The sequence below is a fragment of the Streptomyces sp. NPDC031365 genome, assembly GCF_055569765.1.
This window is the reverse complement of sequence record NZ_JBVIIM010000016.1, coordinates 1-17,448: the sequence shown is the minus strand read 5'-3', so window position 1 is coordinate 17,448 and position 17,448 is coordinate 1. Positions and strand designations below refer to the sequence as shown.

19 protein-coding genes are annotated in these 17,448 nt (G+C 72.8%); 7 read left to right on the top strand and 12 right to left on the bottom strand.

Going from position 1 to position 17,448, the window contains the following annotated elements; translation table 11 throughout:
- Positions 1–97: 97 nt before the first annotated feature.
- The 5 genes from ACZ5C2_RS22890 to sigE form a co-directional block, all read right to left on the bottom strand.
- Positions 98–772, bottom strand: a complete 675-nt coding sequence (locus tag ACZ5C2_RS22890) for a hypothetical protein (protein WP_468793903.1) — start codon at positions 770–772, stop codon at positions 98–100.
- Positions 773–997: 225 nt separating this feature from the next.
- Entirely contained in the window at positions 998–1,426 is a 429-nt protein-coding gene (locus ACZ5C2_RS22885; RefSeq protein WP_468793900.1) for a sec-independent translocase, read from the bottom strand.
- 130 nt (positions 1,427–1,556) lie between these two features.
- Positions 1,557–3,503, bottom strand: a complete 1,947-nt coding sequence (locus tag ACZ5C2_RS22880; protein WP_468793897.1) for a S1C family serine protease — start codon at positions 3,501–3,503, stop codon at positions 1,557–1,559.
- A gap of 101 nt (positions 3,504–3,604) precedes the next feature.
- On the bottom strand, positions 3,605–4,531 hold the full coding sequence (locus ACZ5C2_RS22875) for an anti-sigma factor family protein (RefSeq protein ID WP_468793894.1): 927 nt from the start codon (positions 4,529–4,531) through the stop codon (positions 3,605–3,607).
- Positions 4,528–5,187 carry an RNA polymerase sigma factor SigE gene (gene sigE / locus ACZ5C2_RS22870; RefSeq protein ID WP_468794302.1) on the bottom strand — a complete coding sequence of 220 codons (660 nt, stop codon included), beginning with the start codon at positions 5,185–5,187 and terminating at the stop codon, positions 4,528–4,530. The genes ACZ5C2_RS22875 and sigE overlap by 4 nt, the downstream gene beginning before the upstream one ends.
- Before the next feature lie 277 nt (positions 5,188–5,464).
- On the opposite strand from sigE, the gene ACZ5C2_RS22865 reads away from it, so the two are divergent.
- The gene (locus ACZ5C2_RS22865; RefSeq protein WP_468794299.1) at positions 5,465–6,163 is read left to right on the top strand and encodes an O-methyltransferase; all 699 of its coding nucleotides are present in this window, start codon (positions 5,465–5,467) and stop codon (positions 6,161–6,163) included.
- 98 nt (positions 6,164–6,261) lie between these two features.
- Here the strand turns inward: ACZ5C2_RS22865 and ACZ5C2_RS22860 are convergent, their stop codons facing one another.
- A complete protein-coding gene (locus ACZ5C2_RS22860; protein WP_003966491.1) occupies positions 6,262–6,429 on the bottom strand; it encodes a DUF3117 domain-containing protein in 168 nt (55 codons plus the stop codon).
- A 379-nt stretch (positions 6,430–6,808) separates the two neighbouring features.
- Between ACZ5C2_RS22860 and chcB the strand changes: the two genes are divergently transcribed.
- Complete coding sequence (gene chcB / locus ACZ5C2_RS22855) at positions 6,809–7,612, top strand: 2-cyclohexenylcarbonyl CoA isomerase (protein ID WP_468793891.1); 804 nt, start codon at positions 6,809–6,811, stop codon at positions 7,610–7,612.
- Positions 7,613–7,685: 73 nt separating this feature from the next.
- Here chcB and ACZ5C2_RS22850 read toward each other — a convergent pair whose 3' ends face one another.
- Both ACZ5C2_RS22850 and ACZ5C2_RS22845 read right to left on the bottom strand, forming a co-directional pair.
- Positions 7,686–8,288: a DNA-3-methyladenine glycosylase I gene (locus ACZ5C2_RS22850; protein ID WP_468793888.1), complete on the bottom strand. Its 603-nt coding sequence runs from the start codon at positions 8,286–8,288 to the stop codon at positions 7,686–7,688.
- On the bottom strand, positions 8,285–8,647 hold the full coding sequence (locus tag ACZ5C2_RS22845; RefSeq protein WP_468793885.1) for a DivIVA domain-containing protein: 363 nt from the start codon (positions 8,645–8,647) through the stop codon (positions 8,285–8,287). Before ACZ5C2_RS22845 ends, ACZ5C2_RS22850 begins: the two co-directional genes overlap by 4 nt.
- 173 nt (positions 8,648–8,820) lie before the next feature.
- On the opposite strand from ACZ5C2_RS22845, the gene folP reads away from it, so the two are divergent.
- Entirely contained in the window at positions 8,821–9,681 is an 861-nt protein-coding gene (gene folP / locus ACZ5C2_RS22840) for a dihydropteroate synthase (RefSeq protein WP_468793882.1), read from the top strand.
- A gap of 134 nt (positions 9,682–9,815) precedes the next feature.
- Here folP and ACZ5C2_RS22835 read toward each other — a convergent pair whose 3' ends face one another.
- Positions 9,816–10,574 (bottom strand): LOG family protein, encoded by a 759-nt coding sequence (locus ACZ5C2_RS22835; protein WP_468793879.1) that lies wholly within the window; start codon positions 10,572–10,574, stop codon positions 9,816–9,818.
- Between the two features lie 118 nt (positions 10,575–10,692).
- Positions 10,693–11,772: a succinyl-diaminopimelate desuccinylase gene (dapE, locus tag ACZ5C2_RS22830; RefSeq protein WP_468793876.1), complete on the bottom strand. Its 1,080-nt coding sequence runs from the start codon at positions 11,770–11,772 to the stop codon at positions 10,693–10,695.
- Positions 11,773–11,856: 84 nt separating this feature from the next.
- On the opposite strand from dapE, the gene ACZ5C2_RS22825 reads away from it, so the two are divergent.
- Entirely contained in the window at positions 11,857–12,840 is a 984-nt protein-coding gene (locus tag ACZ5C2_RS22825) for a VldE C-terminal domain-containing protein (RefSeq protein WP_468793873.1), read from the top strand.
- A 194-nt stretch (positions 12,841–13,034) separates the two neighbouring features.
- Positions 13,035–13,379, top strand: a complete 345-nt coding sequence (locus ACZ5C2_RS22820; RefSeq protein ID WP_468793870.1) for an ATP-binding protein — start codon at positions 13,035–13,037, stop codon at positions 13,377–13,379.
- A 266-nt stretch (positions 13,380–13,645) separates the two neighbouring features.
- Here the strand turns inward: ACZ5C2_RS22820 and ACZ5C2_RS22815 are convergent, their stop codons facing one another.
- Together ACZ5C2_RS22815 and fdxA are read right to left on the bottom strand one after the other, a co-directional pair.
- Complete coding sequence (locus ACZ5C2_RS22815) at positions 13,646–14,743, bottom strand: bifunctional succinyldiaminopimelate transaminase/glutamate-prephenate aminotransferase (RefSeq protein ID WP_468793867.1); 1,098 nt, start codon at positions 14,741–14,743, stop codon at positions 13,646–13,648.
- Between the two features lie 114 nt (positions 14,744–14,857).
- Positions 14,858–15,175: a ferredoxin gene (gene fdxA / locus ACZ5C2_RS22810; protein WP_167994178.1), complete on the bottom strand. Its 318-nt coding sequence runs from the start codon at positions 15,173–15,175 to the stop codon at positions 14,858–14,860.
- A 140-nt stretch (positions 15,176–15,315) separates the two neighbouring features.
- Here fdxA and ACZ5C2_RS22805 point away from each other — a divergent pair, with 140 nt between their 5' ends.
- Both ACZ5C2_RS22805 and ACZ5C2_RS22800 read left to right on the top strand, forming a co-directional pair.
- A complete protein-coding gene (locus ACZ5C2_RS22805) occupies positions 15,316–16,362 on the top strand; it encodes a GNAT family N-acetyltransferase (protein ID WP_468793865.1) in 1,047 nt (348 codons plus the stop codon).
- Between the two features lie 17 nt (positions 16,363–16,379).
- Positions 16,380–17,240, top strand: a complete 861-nt coding sequence (locus ACZ5C2_RS22800) for a transglutaminase-like and tetratricopeptide repeat-containing protein (RefSeq protein WP_468793863.1) — start codon at positions 16,380–16,382, stop codon at positions 17,238–17,240.
- The last annotated feature ends 208 nt before the right edge of the window (positions 17,241–17,448 follow it).

Sequence of the window (17,448 nt, the reverse complement as noted above, 5' to 3'; positions counted from 1 at the left end):
GCCAAAAACATGGTCGGGTTCGTTACGTCTAGGGTGGCACTGTCCCAGGGAGACACCCCCCCCCTCCGGCGTATCCGCTCGGACCGCCGCGTACGGCTCAGTCCTGGTACGCGGTGATGTCCTTGACCACCGCGAAGCCGAGGCCGTACGCACTCATGCCTCTGCCGTACGCGCCCACGTGCACGCCCGCCTGCGTGGAACCGGCGAGCACCCAGCCGAACTCGGACTCCCGGTAGTGGAACGGCGTCGGAACCCCGTCCACGGGCAGGGACAGCGTCGACCAGTCCTCGCTCTCCAGGTCGTCCGCGAGGGCCCAGGCCGTCTCCGTCTGCTGCTCGAGCCAGTCGTCTCGCAGGGAGTGGTCCATCTGGCCGGGCCAGGTGAAGGACAGCAGTCCCACGCCGGCGAGCCAGGCGGCGGAGGAGACGGAGGTGGCCTCCAGCAGGCCGGTGCCGTCGGCGCTGCGGCGGACCGGGTTGGCGGCCACGGTCACCACGACCGCGAACTTCTCCTTGGCATCCTGGTCACCGCCGGCCGCGTACTCGCTGCGGACCGAGGGCTGGTCGCCGTGGCCGACCGATCCGTGCTCGACGGCTCCGTCGGCGGCCAGTCCGACCTGCATCAGCCAGCGCGCGCCCGTGAAGGCCTCGTCCAGGCCGTACCACGGGAAGGGCGCACGCAAGTAGCCGTCGACCGTGCGCCGGGCGGAGGGGACGTGTTGTCCGTCCTCCGCGGCCGGCGCCTGCGCGACTGCCGAACTCGTCGTCTCCATGTGCCCGGACGCCTCCTCGCTCTCGTCGGACCGGGCGGCCCGCCCCCCTTCGGGCGTACTCGTCCGTTCCGCACAACGACTCGGCAGCATAACCACCCCGCGGCCACAGGCCGGGAATCCGCCCGGCGCGTAGGCCGCGCGGAGGTCCGGATCGGGCCGCACGCAGCCCGGGTGGAGTATGAAACGCGTCACGTCCGCGGTGGCGTAAGCCCTCGTGCGGCCGGCTCAGGTGGCGTCCATGTCGAAGGGCGGACGGTCCTCGGCCGCAGGACGCTCCGGCTTCTTGGTCATGTCCACCCGGCCGTCGGAGGAGGGGGTGACGGGTTCCGTGTCGCGACCGTGGACGGCGTCCGTGACCTCGGCCATCTCCTTCTTCAGGTCGAAGCCGTTACGGATCTCCTTCAGCCCCAGGTCGTCGTTGTCCATCTGCTTGCGGATGAACGTCTTGGGGTTGAGGTCCTCGAACTCGAAGTCCTTGAACTCGGGGCCGAGTTCCTGCCGGATGTCCTGCTTCGCACTGTCCGAGAAGTCCCGGATCTTCCGGATCGTGCGGGTCACGTCCTGGATGACCTTGGGGAGCTTGTCCGGACCGAAGACGAGCACGGCGAGGACGATGAGCGTCACCAGCTCGAGCGGTCCTATGTCATTGAACACCTGAAGCTCCTCGCGATGCCTTCGGTCCTCGGCCCTCGGTGCCGGCCTGTGGTCCTCCGTGGTCCGGGCCGGGTCCACGGTACCCGGCCATCCCCCGCGGCCGGTACTGTCCGGTGCGTCCGTCCGCCGCTCAGCCGCCGTCCGATGAGCCGAGCACGAGCGACACCGTCCGTTCCTTGCCGTCGCGTTCCAGAGTGAGCTCCAGCCGGTCGCCGGGGCGGTGGGCGCGGGTCTTGACGATCAGCTCCTCGCCGGAGTGGACGCGCCGGCCGTCGACCTCGGTGATGACGTCGCCGGCCTCGATCCCGGCCTCGGCGCCGGGGCCGCCGGTGCTGACGGGGGGTCCGCCGTCGTTGCCCTTGACGGCGACGCGGGCGCCGTCGCCGCCGTAGTCCATGTCGAGGGTGATGCCGATCACGGGGTGGGTCGCCTTCCCCGTGTTGATCAGCTCCTCGGCGACGCGCTTGCCCTGGTTGACCGGGATGGCGAAGCCGAGCCCTATCGAACCGGCCTGACCGCCGTCCGGGTCTCCGCCGCCGTCTGCGGAGCGGATGGCCGAGTTGATGCCGATCACCCGGCCCTCGGCGTCGAGGAGGGGGCCACCGGAGTTGCCGGGGTTGATCGGCGCGTCGGTCTGCAGCGCGTCGACGTACGACACGTCACTGCCGTCCCCCTTCTCGCCGCCGGCGGTGATGGGCCGCTCCCGGGCGCTGATGATGCCGGAGGTGACGGTGCCGGCCAGGTCGAAGGGTGCGCCGATGGCGACGACGGGGTCGCCGACGCGCACGTTGTCGGAGTTGCCCAGGGGCAGCGGGGCGAGCCCGCGGACGCCCTTGACCCTCACGACGGCGAGGTCGTAGCCACTGTCCCGGCCGACCACGGTGGCCTCGGCGGTGTCGCCGCTGTGGAAGGTGATGGTGATCTCGCCGTCGTCCCCGGCGGGCTCGACGACATGGTCGTTGGTGAGGATGTGCCCTCGTTCGTCGAGCACGAAGCCGGTACCGGTGCCGGCCGCCCCGGCACCGCTGACGTGCAGGGTGACGACGCTGGGCAGCGCCTGCGCGGCGATTCCGGCGACACTGTCCGGGTCACGTCCGGCGTCCTCCTTGCCGGCCTGCGGCAGTTCCACGGTCCCCACGCCGCCGTTGCGCTCCAGATACCCGCCGACGATCCCGCCGATGCCGCCGGAGACGAGCGCGAGCAGCAGCGCGCCCCCGACGAGCGCCCGACGGGCGGACCCGCGGCGCTGCATGCTGCCCCTCAGGGCGGGTTCGGCCCGCTGCAGCGGCGCGCTCGCCGCGGCCGCCGCCCAGGGGTCGTAGCGCCCCCAGGGATCGGCCGACGGGGACTCCACCGCCGGCTCGGGGTGCGCCTGGGCGGAAGGGGACGGGGCCGCGTCCGCGACGGGGGGCGGCGCGGCGCTCGCCACACCGTGCGCGGGAGTCGCACCCGCCGGGTGCTGCACGGGCGGCGCGGGTGCCCAGGGCCCCGGTTCACCGTACGGCGGGGTGCTGTACGGATCGGGGTCGTGCAACGGCGGGCGCGTCGGCCCGCCGCCGGAAACACCGGCTGCGTCGGCCCGCCCTGCGGAGTCACCGGCCTCGGGAACGCCCGGCCGGCGGGACCCGCCGCGAGGCGCACCGGCCTCCGGGTCGGCGGAAACCCCCGAACCACCGGGCGCCGCCGCGGGCACGGAACCGGCAGCACCCTGGGACCCGTCGGAACCGGACACCGCAGCAGAGACAGAAGGCGGGACGGACACACCGGCCCGCTCGACGGCGGCGCCCGGCGAAGCGCCGGAAGCGGCGAGCGTGTGCGCCTCGGCCGGGGGAACGCCGGGTGCCGGAACGGACTGAGGGCCGGGAGCGGTCGGCGTGTCGGGCCGCTCGGGGGCCGGGGGCGTGTGGGGGACGGGGGTGCCCCGGGGGTTCAGGGGGCGGTCGAGTTCGTAGTCGCCCTCGTGGGCGCCGGTCGCGGCCGGTGCCCGGTCCGGGCGGGCCAGTTCGAAGTCCCCGTCGGGTGTCTCCGGAGGCACGGTCGGCTCATCCCCCGGCGGGCCCGGCTTCCCCTTGTTCATGCTCTCCCCACAGCTTGGCACTGGCTCGGCGCCCGGCCGCCACGGGCCTGGGCGCGCCACCTGGATTCAACCAGGTTCGCGCGCCCCTGCGCAGTGGACGGTCAGCGGGCCGTGCGGGAGTGGGTGGGTGTGGGAGCAGGCGCCGTGGCGGCGGTGACGAGGCCCGGGGCCCTGAGCCCGGTGGACGCGGCCCAGGTGGTCAGGGAGAGCGGCGGGGTGGTGCCCAGCGGGCGTATCAGCGGCGACATGGCCGTCGCACCCCCCTCGGCGGGCGGCGGAATGCCGGGCAGCAGCGGCGCGGAGACCGCGGTCGGTGCGACGGGGGTGCCCCCCGGCGTGCCCTGGCCCGCCAGCTGGCCGAGCAGCGGTCCGACGCCACGACGACGCGAATCGGGCGACGTCGCCGCCGCGCCCGCGCCCTGCGTCCGCAGCGGCGTCACATTGCTGCCCTTGCCGGAGCCGCGCGCCTCCGAGTCGACGGGCCCGCTCGCGGTGACCCCGCCCAGCGCGATGGCTGCCAGCGACACCGCCCCGGCGGCGACGAAGGCGAACCGCAGTCCGCGCGAGGAGGGCCGGTCGGTCTCGTGCCGGCCGACGTCCTGCATGCCGAACGCCTGGCCGCCCGCCGTCGGCTCGTGCCCCCGGACGGGCGTGTACGCGAACTCGAAGCGCTCGTTCCGCCTGGTCCCGAAGACGCCGGAGGAACCGAACCGTCCGGAGGCGCCGCCCGGCAGTCCCCCGCCACCCAGCGGTGAGCCGCCGTCGCCGAGGTCGCCTCCGCCCGGCAGCCCCTGGAGGCGGGCCAGGAAGCTCTCGGAGGGCGGCGGTGGGGCCGCCTCCGCGAAGACGTTCTTCAGACGGCGCTGCGCGTCCACTTCCGTCTTGCACTTCGGGCAGGTCGCGACATGTGCCAGTACGCGCTCACGCGTGTCATGACCGAGCTCCCCGTCCACCAGGGCGGAGAGTCGGTCTCCCAGGTGCTGCTCTGCGAGGTGTCCCTCGGAGGCCTTCGGCTGTGAACCGCTCACGCGCTCGCGCCCCCTCCTCCCAGTGCGGGAACACGCGGCACGAAGGAGCGACGCTCCGCGCGCGCCTTGGGCGAGCGGTGCGCGAGGGCCTTGCGCAACTGGGAACGGCCACGGTGGATCCGGGAACGGACGGTGCCGAGCTTGACGCCGAGTGTGGCCGCGATCTCCTCGTACGAGAGTCCCTCGATGTCGCACAGGACAACGGCGGCTCGGAACTCGGGGGCGAGGGTGTCGAGGGCCTGCTGGACGTCCGCGTCGAAGTGGGCGTCGTTGAAGACCTGCTGCGGCGTGGGCTCCTTGCTGGGCAGCCGCTCGGCCGCGTCGTCGCCGAGCGCGTCGAAGCGGATCCGCTGCTTGCGGCGGACCATGTCCAGGAAGAGGTTGGTGGTGATGCGGTGCAGCCAGCCCTCGAAGGTGCCCGGGGTGTACGTCGACAGGGAGCGGAAGACGCGGACGAAGACCTCCTGGGTGAGGTCCTCGGCGTCGTGCTGGTTGCCGGTGAGGCGGTAGGCGAGCCGGTAGACCCGGCCGCTGTGCATGCTGACGATCTCCTCCCAGCTGGGCGGAGTCCACGCCTGCCCGTCCGCGTCGCCGGAGAAGGTCGCGGTCTGGGCCGGGTCGCCGGCGCGGTGATGGTCAGCAGCGGTGTCGTTCACGGATTTCGGCCTGCCCGCCGATCCGAGGATGCGCCGCAGCACTCCTCCGCGATCCACAGGTGCAGCCGCACCTCCCCTGTCGGCTCTGGTGGTGTCCAGTGGAGCCCCTACCATAGCCACCTCGCCCGTTAGCTCCGGATAAGCGGTTTTGCGAGAAATTGATCTGGGCTGCCACGGCTCGTACGACTGCGTCAGCACTTGCTCGGCATCCGCGTCCACTACCTACCCCCCGGTCACAGCACACACCACTTGCTCACCCCTTTTAACGACCGGTCCCATCTGCGGGTTCCCGACACCAACGGATACAGTCACGCCCAGGCACCCACGGGGACAGGAGAGGGTCATTACCGCCAACCGGCAGACGAGCTGGGCGTTCGCCGACGCCTATGTCGCCGAGGAGGAGGCGCTGCACTGGGCCCGGGACCGGGCCCGCGACGCAGGCCTGCGCTCGGTGTCACCCGGCACGGGCGCTGCCCTGCGGTTGCTCGCCGCCGGCGTGGACGCCAAGGCGGTCGCGGAGATCGGCACCGGCTGCGGTGTCTCCGGAATCCATCTGCTGCACGGGATGCGGCCGGACGGTGTGCTGACCACGGTCGATCAGGAGCCGGAGCACCAGCAGTCCGCACGCCAGGCGTTCCGCGACGCCGGTTTCGCCGGCAACCGGGCGCGTTTCATCCCCGGCCGCGCGCTGGACGTCCTGCCCCGTCTCGCGGACGCCGGCTACGACCTGGTGTTCTGCGACGGCGACCGGCAGGAGTACCAGGACTATCTCGCTGAATCGTTGCGCCTGCTGCGTCCGGGGGGGCTGGTCGCCTTCGAAGGGGTCTTCGCCAACGGGCGCACGGTGGACTCGGGTCCGCAGCCCTCGGAGGTGCTGCGGCTGCGCGAGCTGGTGCGGACCGTCCGCGAGAGCCAGGAGCTGGTGTCGTCGCTGCTGCCGGTGGGAGACGGGCTTCTCTGCGCCGTGAAACGGTGACCGACCGGGACCGGTGACGCCCTTGTCCGTACGCGAAACAGTCGCCCCGGCACCGCGTGCGGTACCGGGGCGGCTGAAAGGGTATGGTCGCTTGCGCGTCAGCCGACGACCTTCTTGAGGGCGTCGCCGAGCGCGTCGGCCTCGTCCGGGGTCAGCTCGACGACGAGCCGACCGCCGCCTTCGAGCGGAACGCGCATGACGATGCCCCGCCCCTCCTTGGTCACCTCGAGCGGGCCATCACCCGTTCGCGGCTTCATGGCCGCCATGCTCGTTCCCCTTCCTGAAACCCGGCTAAACCGTCTCAGCCGACGGCCCACTGAAGGGCACCTGCGGTCCTTGAAGCAGGACACACGCCACCGGCATCGAACACATTGCTTCCAGGCCATTATCCCGCATCGCAGGACCCGATGACCAACATCAGCAGGCATCGCTTGGGCAACGCGCGCGAGCAAAACCACTCAATTCGGCGATGTGACTGCGATACTGCGCCGCCGCGCACAGTTCCGGCACCCGGAAACGGACAGGAATTGTTTGACGCAGGTCACACGGAGGCCATGCTCCACGGCCGGTGATCTCCGTCATGCTGTCCTGCAGACGAGGACGTACTCACCGGTACGTCCCAAGCCGTACACGGAGGGATACGCCATGGCCGACACCGTGCTCTACGAGGTGAGCGACGGACTCGCGACGATCACGCTGAACCGCCCCGAGGCGATGAACGCGCTGAACGTCGCGGCGAAGGCCGCCCTCCGGGACGCGGTGCGGTCCGCCGCGGACGACGACGCCGTACGGGCCGTCCTGCTGACGGCGGCCGGCGACCGGGCGTTCTGCGTCGGACAGGACCTCAAGGAGCACATCGGGCTGCTGGCCGCCGACCGGCAGGACGGTTCGGGGCAGACCATGAGCACGGTGCGCGAGCACTACAACCCGATCGTGAAGGCGATCGCCGGGGCCGCGAAACCGGTGGTCGCGGCGGTGAACGGGGTCGCGGCGGGCGCCGGTTTCGGTTTCGCGCTGGCCGCGGACTACCGGATCGTCGCGGACACGGCGGCGTTCAACACCTCGTTCGCCGGGGTCGCGCTGACCGCGGACTCCGGGATCTCCTGGACGCTGCCGCGGGTGATCGGCCCCGGGCGCGCCACCGACCTGCTGCTCTTCCCGCGCAGCATCTCCGCGCAGGAGGCGTACGAGCTGGGCATCGCGAACCGGCTGGTGCCGGCGGCGGAGCTGCGCGCGGAGGCGGAGAAGCTGGCCCGCGCGCTGGCCGCGGGGCCGACGGTGGCGTACGCGGCGCTGAAGGAGTCCGTGGCGTACGGGCTGAGCCACTCGCTTGAGGAGACGCTGGAGAAGGAGGACGAGCTGCAGACCCGGGCGGGCTCCTCGGAGGACCACGCGATCGCGGTGCGGGCGTTCGTCAACAAGGAGAAGCCGACGTACCTGGGCCGGTGAGCCCTCGTGCCGCTGCCGGGGCGGGTCTCTTCACGGGGACCCGCCGCCGGGGCGGGTCGCAGGGGCCTCGCCCTCAGCGGCCGCCGGGCGGGCCGGTGCGCGCCGCGCACGTCTCCACATGGTCGTTGACCAGCCCGCAGGCCTGCATCAGGGCGTACGCCGTGGTGGGACCGACGAAGCGCAGGCCCCGCTTCTTCAGGGCCTTGGACAGGGCCGTCGACTCGGGGGTCACCGCGGGGACGTCGGAGAGGGTCTTGGGCGCCGGCCAGCCGGCCTGGTCGGGGGCGTGGGACCAGATCAGGGCGTCCAGGTCGCCGGACGCCCACTTGGCCAGGACGCGCGCGTTGGCGAGTGTCGCGTCGATCTTGGCGCGGTTGCGGATGATGCCGGCATCGGCCAGCAGGCGCTCGCGGTCGGTGTCGGTGAACTCCGCCACCGCGGCGATCTTGAAGTCGGCGAAGGCGGCGCGGAAGCCGGGGCGGCGCCGCAGGATGGTGATCCAGGACAGGCCGGACTGGAACGCCTCCAGGCTGAGCCGCTCGAAGAGGGCGTCGTCCCCGTGCACCGGGCGGCCCCACTCCTCGTCGTGGTACTCCACATAGTCCGGGGTGGACAGTGCCCAGGGGCAGCGCGGGAGGCCGTCCGTGCCCGTGAGGGCGGCTGCTGCTTCGGTCACGGCCGCTCGTCCTCCCGGTGCGGGACGGACTTGTCCATGGACAGGTGTGCGGCAGCGGCGCGGGCGCCGGCCAGCGCGGACTCCAGGTCGGCGATCCGGGCGTCGCGCTCGGCGAGTTCGGCGCCGAGGCGGCCGAGGGCGTCGTCCACGTCGGCCATCCGGTAGCCACGGGCGGCGAGCGGGAAGCGCAGTCCGTCCACGTCCGCGCGGTTGACCGGGCGGTCCGGCGGGAGGTGGTCCACCAGGCGCTCGGGGGCGGCCTCGGGCAGCGGGCCGTTGTCGCCGCCGCCCACCACGGCGAGGGTCACCGCGGCGACCACGACGGCCAGCGCGACGACCAGGAACAGGAACATAACCATCGCCGGGGCCCCCACGGTCGGATGAGTCGGAGTCGGACGTGCCGAGTCGGAGTCGGATGTGTGGCTCCGATCGTGCCATGCGAGTCTGACACCCGGGACCGCCGGGCGGACGGAGGCGGCCCGGCGGCCGCGGAGACGGCCCGGGACGGACGTACGAGGAGAGGTCACAGGGGATGCTCAGGCTGGGCAGGCGGGAATTCGCGGCGCACGAGCGGGTGATCATGGCGATCGTGAACCGGACCCCGGACTCCTTCTACGACCGGGGCGCCACGTTCCGCGACGAGCCGGCGCTCTTGCGCGTGGAGCAGGCCGTGGCCGAGGGCGCCGCGATCATCGACATCGGCGGGGTGAAGGCCGGTCCCGGCGAGGAGGTCACGGCCGAGGAGGAGGTACGGCGGACGGTCGGCTTCGTCTCCGAGGTGCGGCGGCGCTTCCCCGACGTGGTGATCAGCGTGGACACCTGGCGGCACGAGGTCGGCGAGGCCGTGTGCGAGGCGGGCGCGGACGTGCTGAACGACGCGTGGGGCGGGGTCGATCCGCGGCTCGCGGAGGTCGCCGCGCGGTACGGGGCGGGGCTGGTGTGCACCCACGCGGGCGGCTCGCAGCCGCGGACGCGGCCGCACCGGGTGACGTACGACGACGTCATGGCCGACATTCTCGAGGTGACCGTGGGGCTGGCGGAGCGTGCGGTGTCCCTGGGGGTGCCCCGGGAGTCGGTGATGATCGATCCTGGGCACGACTTCGGGAAGAACACGCGGCACAGCCTTGAGGCGACGCGGCGGCTGGGGGAGATGGTGGCCACGGGATGGTCGGTGCTCGTTTCCCTGTCCAACAAGGATTTCGTCGGCGAGACGCTGGACCGGCCGGTGAAGGAGCGGGTGGTGGGGACGCTCGCGACGACTGCGGTGTCCGCGTGGCTGGGCGCGCAGGTGTATCGGGTGCATGAGGTCGCCGAGACCCGGCAGGTGCTGGACATGGTGTCGTCCATTGCCGGGGAACGGGAGCCGGCCGTGGGGCGGCGGGGGTTGGCGTAGGGCTTGTCTTCGCCCCCGCCGCCCCTCCCCGTCCCGTCCTTCGGGTGCTCCGCCGCCGGGCCCCCGGACCCCCCCCGGCCTTTGCCCGCCGGCCGCCCGGCTCGGACATCGCGAGGCGGCTCACAGGAAGCCGGTCAGCGGCCCGCCTCCTTGGACACCAGGGCCACTGCCTCCTCCACGTCGTCCGTGACGTGGAACAGGAGGAGGTCCTTCTCCGCCGCCTTGCCGCCGGCGATGACCGAGTTGCGGAGCCAGTCGACCAGGCCGCCCCAGTAGTCCGTGCCGAACAGGACGATGGGGAACTGGGTGACCTTCTGGGTCTGGACGAGGGTCAGGGCCTCGAAGAGTTCGTCGAGGGTGCCGAGCCCGCCGGGCAGGACCACGAAGCCCTGGGCGTACTTCACGAACATCAGCTTGCGGACGAAGAAGTACCGGAAGTTCAGGCCGATGTCGACGTAACGGTTCAACCCCTGCTCGAAGGGCAGTTCGATGCCCAGGCCGACCGACATGCCGTCCGCCTCGAGGGCTCCCTTGTTGGCCGCCTCCATGGCTCCCGGGCCGCCGCCGGTGATCACCGCGAAGCCCGCCTCGACCAGGCCTCGGCCGAGCCGCACCCCGGCCTCGTACTCCGGTGAGTCGACCGGTGTGCGCGCCGAGCCGAAGACGCTGATGGCGGGAGGGAGTTCGGCCAGTGTGCCGAAGCCCTCGATGAACTCCGACTGGATCCGCAGCACCCGCCAGGGGTCGGTGTGCACCCAGTCCGACGGGGCGCGCTCGTCCAACAGCCGCTGGTCGGTGGTGCTTCCCTGCACCTGGCCCCGCCGGCGGAGCACCGGTCCCAGTCTCTTCTCCTCCGGTGGCTGATGCTTGCCCTCCGGGTTTCCCGTAGCCATGTGCGCTCCCTCCGATTGCCAGGTCGTACCGCCTCAGCGTAGATCCACGCGGGTTACGTACGGGGGACGTCATCATGTCCACGCGTGAGCGTTCCAAACGCCCCGGCAGCCGTACGGCTCACGCCGTCAGCCAGGACCGCAGCCGCTCCTCCCCCGCGAGGATCTTGGCGGTGTCCACACGCTCGTCCCGCTTGTGCGCCAAGTGCGGGTTGCCGGGGCCGTAGTTGACCGCCGGGATGCCGAGCGACGAGAAGCGGGAGACGTCCGTCCAGCCGTACTTCGGCTGCGGGGTGCCGCCCACCGCCTTGATGAAGGCCGCCGCGGCAGGGTGGGACAGACCCGGGAGTGCCGCACCGCTGTGGTCGTCCACGACGAACTCCGTCACCCCGCAGTCCGCGAAGACCTCGTGGACATGGGCCAGGGCCTCCTCCTCCGTACGGTCCGGGGCATAGCGGAAGTTCACGGTGACGACGCACTCGTCGGGGATGACGTTGCCGGCCACTCCCCCGGAGATACCGACCGCGTTCAGGCCCTCGCGGTACTCCAGGCCGTCGATCAGCGGGTAGCGCGGTTCGTAGGCGGCCAGGCGGGCGAGGATCGGGGCGGCCGCGTGGATCGCGTTGGCGCCCATCCAGCCGCGCGCGGAGTGGGCGCGCTCGCCGGCGGTCTTCAGCAGCACCCGCAGCGTGCCCTGGCAGCCGCCCTCCACCTGCCCGTCGGAGGGCTCCAGCAGCACCGCGAAGTCGCCCTCCAGCCACTCCGGGTGCGCCTCGGCCACGTGCTTCAGGCCGTTGAGGTCGGCGGAGACCTCCTCGTTGTCGTAGAAGACGAAGGTCAGATCGCGGTTGGGTGCGGGGACCGTGGCCGCGAGGCGCAGCTGGACGGCGACCCCCGCCTTCATGTCGCAGGTGCCGCAGCCCCACAACGTGCCGTCGGCGTCGAGCCGGGACGGGACGTTCTCCGCGATCGGGACCGTGTCGATGTGGCCGGCGAGGATCACCCGCTCCGCACGTCCCAGCCGCGTACGGGCCACGACGTTGTTGCCGTACCGGTCGACCGTGAGGTGCGGCAGGGCGCGCAGCGCGGTCTCGATCGCGTCCGCGAGGGGCTTCTCGGCACCGCTCTCGGAGGGGAAGTCGACGAGCCGCGCGGTCAGGCGCGCGGCGTCCAGCGTGAGGTCAAGCGGGGTGTCGGCCATGCCGTCGACCCTAGCGCGCAGGACGTGCGACCCACTGTCCGCACCCGGCTCACATGGGACCGTACTCTCCAGTACCTTGTACGCGTGCCAGAGCCGTCACTTCCTTCCCAGCGCACGCGTCGCGGCCGGTTTCTCCGCTGGAGCGCGGGCCTCGCGGTGCTGTCCGCGGTCGCCGGATACGTCGTGGTGCAGTTCGACTCCGGGGGCACCCGCGGTCCGGGCTGCAAGGTCGTGTCCGACGAGGGCGACGGGGCGACGTACGAGTTCACACCCGAGCAGGCGGTGAACGCGGCGAGGATCACCGCCGTGGGCACCGCCCGTGATCTGCCCGAGCGGGCCGTGACGATCGCGCTCGCGACCGCCCTGCAGGAGTCGGCGCTGCGCAACATCGACTACGGCGACCGTGACTCGCTCGGCCTGTTCCAGCAGCGCCCCTCTCAGGGCTGGGGCACGCCGGAGGAGATCATGGATCCGTCGTACGCGGCGGACAAGTTCTACGAGCACCTCGAGGAAGTGCCGGGCTACACCCGGCTGCCGCTCACCGTCGCCGCACAGCGGGTGCAGCGCAGCGGCTTCCCGCAGGCGTACGCCAAGCACGAGCCGGACGCCACCCTGCTGGCCGCCGCCCTCACCGGACGCTCGGCGGCGACGCTGACCTGCGAAGGCCGTCCCGGGGCGGCCCGGGCGTCGGGCGCGGACACGGTACGGGCCGCGCTGGCCCGGGACTTCGGGCGGGACGCGCTGGAACCGGCCGGTGCCGAGGTGGGCGGCTCGGCGACGGCCACGGACGCCCCGGACACCGGCGGTTCCGACGGGCGGACCGTGACGCTTCCGGTCACCGGGGGAACCGGTGCCGGGGGCGGCCGGAGCGCCGGGGCGCGGGGCTGGCAGCTGGCGCACTGGGCCGTGGCCAATGCCTCCGAGCTGCGCATAAAGCACGTGTCGTACCAGGGGCGGGAGTGGACCGCCGGGAACACCGACAGCCAGTGGCGGCCGACCGACGGCAAGGGGTCCGCGGACGCGGCGGACGGCGGCGCGGGAGCGGTCCGGATCACCACCGTGCAGTAGTGCGGGTGATCACTCGCAGGCGTTGCAGTCGGTCGATCATGCGACGCATTGCCAACTCTTTGCACGGCCACACCGCAACCTTAGCGGCGGTCGAGCGGTAGTCACTGCGTCCGAGCCCGGCGGGGATCAGCCACCAGTGGATCGTCCACCGGGCGGCCGGACACCTCATCGTTCTCTGCCGTCGAAGGAGCACCATGTCCCTCCCCCTGACCCGTCGGATCGCCCGTGCCGCGCTGATCGTCGCTGCGGGAGCGGCCGCCGGGGTCGGTGCGGCCGGTTCCGCGAGCGCTGCTCCCCAGCTGCCGACCGCCCCCAACCTCGGGCTGAGCGCCCTGGACGGCGCGACCGACGGCACCGTGGACAACGTGGCGAAGGAGGTCAGCAAGACCGCGCCCGACGCGGACGAGATGACGCCGGCCGCGGGTACGACCGTGAAGAAGGCTGTGCCGGTGGTGAAGCAGCTGCCGACGGACTCGCTGGCGAAGGGTGGCGTGCCGGCGGGGAAGAACCTGCCGGTTCAGGGGCTGCCGCTCGGCTGAGGTCGCCTGCGGCGTGCCTTGTGCGGCGATGGGCCCGGGTCTTCCCGGGCCCATCGCCATGGCGCCCCTCTGTCGTGTGAGGGTGCCGTGGCTCGAAACGGTCCCTGTGCCAAGCCGGGCCGGGCCGGGCCGGGCCCGTCGTGCCCGTTCCACTGCGGGCAGTCGTGGCTCCCCCGAGGGGGCGCCCCCGGGGCGGCACGGGTGGGCGCGGCGGCACCCCGCACACGCCGGGCCGCGCCACACCCCCCGCCCAGCCGGACCCGGCGTCAGACGGTCAGGCGGTCGGCTGCCGCCCGGACTCGGGAATCCGTGGCGGTGAGGGCCACCCGGACGAAGTTCGCGCCCGCGGGGCCGTAGAAGTCACCGGGCGCCACCAGGATGCCCCGCTCGGCGAGGTGCGCGACCGTGGCCCAGCAGGACTCGTCCCTGGTCGCCCAGAGGTAGAGGCTCGCCTCACTGTGCTCGATGCGGAACCCGTGCGCGACCAGCGCCTCGCGCAGGACGGTGCGGCGGGCGGCATAGCGCTCGCGCTGGACGCGGACGTGCTCCTCGTCGCCCAGGGCCGCCACCACGGCCGCCTGTGTCGGCGCGGAGGTCATCATCCCGCCGTGCTTGCGGATCTCCAGCAGTGGACCGAGCACCGCCGGGTCACCGGCCAGGAAGGCGGCCCGGTAGCCGGCGAGGTTGGACCGCTTGGACAGGGAGTGCACCGAGACGATGCCGTCGTAGGAGCCGCCGTTGACGTCGGGATGCAGTACCGAGACCGGGTCGGCCTCCCAGCCGAGCTCGATGTAGCACTCGTCGGAGAAGACGAGGACCTCGTGCTCGCGGGCCCAGGCGACGATCCGCGTCAGCTCTTCCTTGGACAGCACCCGGCCCGTCGGGTTGGACGGCGAGTTCAGCCAGAGCAGCTTCAGGCCCGTCGGATCCAGCTCGGTCGGATCGTCGTACGCGACATGGTCGGCGCGGGCGAGGCGGGCGCCCACCTCGTAGGTCGGGTAGGCCAGGCGTGGGTGGGCGACCTTGTCGCCGGGGCCGAGTCCGAGCTGGGTGGGCAGCCAGGCGACCAGTTCCTTGGAGCCGACGATCGGCAGGACGTGCCGGTGGGTGACCTCGCGGGCGCCCAGCCGGTGTCCGGCCCAATGGGTGAGCGCGTCGCGCAGTTCCGGGGTGCCCCAGACGGTCGGGTAGCCCGGGGAGTCCGCCGCGGCCATCAGGGCCTTCTGGACCGGCTCGGGCACCGGGTCGACGGGCGTGCCGACCGAGAGGTCGACGATGCCGTCCTGGTGCGCGGCGGCCGTCTTCTTGTACGGCTCCAGCTTGTCCCAGGGGAAGGCGGGCAACCGGTCGGAGACTGCGGACACGGGTACGGGCTCACTTTCTGGTACGGCGAACGCCTCGGCCCCGTACGGCGACCGGGACGATCAGGCCGTACGGGACCGGGGCGGCACGTCGATGCGGGGCCGCCTGCGGGACGGCTACGCCTGAGGCGGCAGCGCGGCGATGAGCGGGTGGTCCCGCTCGATCAGACCGAGCTTGCTGGCGCCGCCCGGCGAGCCGAGCTCGTCGAAGAACTCGACGTTCGCCTTGTAGTAGTCCTTCCACTCCTCGGGAGTGTCGTCCTCGTAGAAGATGGCCTCGACCGGGCAGACCGGTTCACAGGCACCACAGTCGACGCATTCGTCCGGGTGGATGTACAAGGACCGCTGGCCCTCGTAGATGCAGTCGACCGGGCACTCCTCGATGCACGCCTTGTCCTTCACGTCGACACAAGGCTGCGCGATGACGTAGGTCACGCTGTCGTTCCTCCTCGATAGGGCGCTGGCGGGCCTCCTCAGGCTCCGCCGCCTGGCGCGCGGGAGCGCGGCGTCGTCGATGCCCGCCCCTAGTATCTCCGTTCCTGGGCATGATCCGAACAGGAGGGGTGAACTGACCTGTGGAAATCTCTGCCGCCGGGCGCCTCGAGGTCCGCATCACCGCTGCTGACGTGGGAAAACGGGTCTCCGTACGGAGCCTGATCGAACGTGGTCCATCGGGTGAGATGTTCACCGACGCGGTCGGCGTTCTCACATCATGGGACAACGGTGTGCTGCAGATCACAAGGAAGAGCGGGGAAAGCGTCCACATCGCGGAGTCCGCGCTGGTCGCGGGCAAGGTGGTGCCCTCCGCCCCGGCGCGTCGCCGAGGCCCCGCCGCCTCGTACGAGGAGCTGGCGCGGATCTCCGCGCGGGCGTGGCCGCCCGTGGAGAGCGAGCGGCTGGGCGACTGGGAGCTGCGGGCCGCCGGGGGGTTCACGCGGCGGGCCAACTCCGTGCTGCCGCTCGGTGACCCGGGCATGCCGCTCGACGACGCGCTGACGGCCGTACGCGGCTGGTACGCGGCCCGGGGGCTGCCCGCGTACGTCCAGACCGCGACCGGCGCGGAGGGGGCGCAGGAGCTGCTCTGCGCGGAGCTGGAGCGGCGGGGCTGGGTACGGGAGGTGACCGCCGAGCTGTGGACGGGTCCGCTGGCGCCGGTCGCGGACCTGGGCGCGGAGCCGTCCGGGGTCGTGCTGGCACGGGAGGCCGACGCGGCATGGCTGGCCCGGTACCAGCGCAAAGGGGTGAGCGAGGTGGCTCTGCGGGTGCTCCGATGGGGGTCCCCCCGCTCGAGCGAAGTCGAGAGTGGGGGAGGGCCGTCGGTGTGGTTCGCCACGGTGCCGGGCGGCACGGACGCGCCCGCCGCCATCGGGCGGTGTGTCGTGGACGGGCGGTGGGCCGGGTTCGCGGCGGTCGAGGTGGATCCGGCGAGGCGGCGGCAAGGGCTGGCGACCGCCGTGATGGCCGCGCTGGCCCGGCGGGCGCTGGACGAGGGCGCCTCGGCGGCGTGGTTGCAGGTGGAGAACGACAACGAGGGGGCACGGGCGCTGTACGCGCGCATGGGGTTCGCCGCGCATCACGCGTACCACCATTACCGCGCCCCGGAGGGTGAGGGAGCGCCGTGAGCGGGCACCAACCGGGTATGCGCTCCCCGTACCCCCCGCCGCCCGGGCGCTCCGCCGAACTGCGCCGGCGGTTCGCCGAGGAGGCCCGCTGCGAGCGGCCCGGCCTGTCCACGCTGTGTCTGCTGCTGTGCGCGGAGGCGGACGGCACGCTGGACGAGGCGGGCATGGACGCGGTGGAGGTGGAGCTGGACCGGCTGGCCGGGGAGCTGCCCTACCGGCCGGGTTCGCCGCGCGCCTGGGCGCTCGCGCTGCGGGAACTGCTGGGTGAGCGGTATGGCTTCCATGGCGCGGCGGAGGACTACCAGCGGCTGGAGTCGTCCCTGCTGCACGAGGTACTGGGCCGCGGGCGTGGGCTGCCGATCCTGCTGTCGGTGGTGTGGATGGAGGTGGCCCGGCGGGCGGGGGCCCCGGTGTACGGGGTGGCGCTGCCGGGGCATTTCGTCGTCGGGTTCGGGGAGCCGGGGGCGGGTGCGGGGCAGGTGCTGGCCGATCCGTTCGACGGGGGGCGGGTGCTGAGCGGGGCGGATGCGGAGTTGCTGGTCGCGGGGGCGACGGGGGCGCCGCTGGACGCGTCGATGCTGACGCCGGCGGGGACGCTGGACGTCGTCCTGCGGATTCTGAACAACGTGCGGGCGTGGGCGGTGGCCCGTCCGGAGCGGTCGGATGTGGCCCTGTGGGCGGTGGATCTGTCCCTGCTGCTTCCCTCGCATGCGGCCCGGCTGCGGTACGAGCGGGCGCAGTTGCTGGTGCGGCGGGGGGAGTTCTCGGCGGGGGCCGGGGAGTTGGAGGCGTACGCGGAGGTCGTGGAGGCGGTGGACGAGGGTGCCGCGGCGCGGGTGCGGGGGGAGGCGTTCGCGGCTCGGGCGATGCTGAACTGAGCGTGCCGTGGAGTGGGCCGCGGCCGGTGTCCGACGCCGCCGAGCCGGCCGCCTGCGGCACGGAGGCTCTCTGGGTGGTCGCCGCCACTGAGCCACGGCACACACCTGACTCAACGGGAGCGGGGGGGGGGGGGGGGGGGGGGGGGGGGGGGGGGGGGGGGGGGGGGGGGGGGGGGGGGGGGGGGGGGGGGGGGGGGGGGGGGGGGGG

Coding starts and splice junctions, on each gene's coding strand:
- ACZ5C2_RS22820 (WP_468793870.1), top strand. CDS start 13,035: ATGTCCCTCCCCCTGACCCGTCGGATCGCCCGTGCCGCGCTGATCGTC.
- ACZ5C2_RS22845 (WP_468793885.1), bottom strand. CDS start 8,647: ATGGTTATGTTCCTGTTCCTGGTCGTCGCGCTGGCCGTCGTGGTCGCC.
- ACZ5C2_RS22800 (WP_468793863.1), top strand. CDS start 16,380: ATGCGCTCCCCGTACCCCCCGCCGCCCGGGCGCTCCGCCGAACTGCGC.
- folP (WP_468793882.1), top strand. CDS start 8,821: ATGCTCAGGCTGGGCAGGCGGGAATTCGCGGCGCACGAGCGGGTGATC.
- ACZ5C2_RS22860 (WP_003966491.1), bottom strand. CDS start 6,429: ATGGCGGCCATGAAGCCGCGAACGGGTGATGGCCCGCTCGAGGTGACC.
- ACZ5C2_RS22835 (WP_468793879.1), bottom strand. CDS start 10,574: ATGGCTACGGGAAACCCGGAGGGCAAGCATCAGCCACCGGAGGAGAAG.
- ACZ5C2_RS22890 (WP_468793903.1), bottom strand. CDS start 772: ATGGAGACGACGAGTTCGGCAGTCGCGCAGGCGCCGGCCGCGGAGGAC.
- dapE (WP_468793876.1), bottom strand. CDS start 11,772: ATGGCCGACACCCCGCTTGACCTCACGCTGGACGCCGCGCGCCTGACC.
- ACZ5C2_RS22880 (WP_468793897.1), bottom strand. CDS start 3,503: ATGAACAAGGGGAAGCCGGGCCCGCCGGGGGATGAGCCGACCGTGCCT.
- chcB (WP_468793891.1), top strand. CDS start 6,809: ATGGCCGACACCGTGCTCTACGAGGTGAGCGACGGACTCGCGACGATC.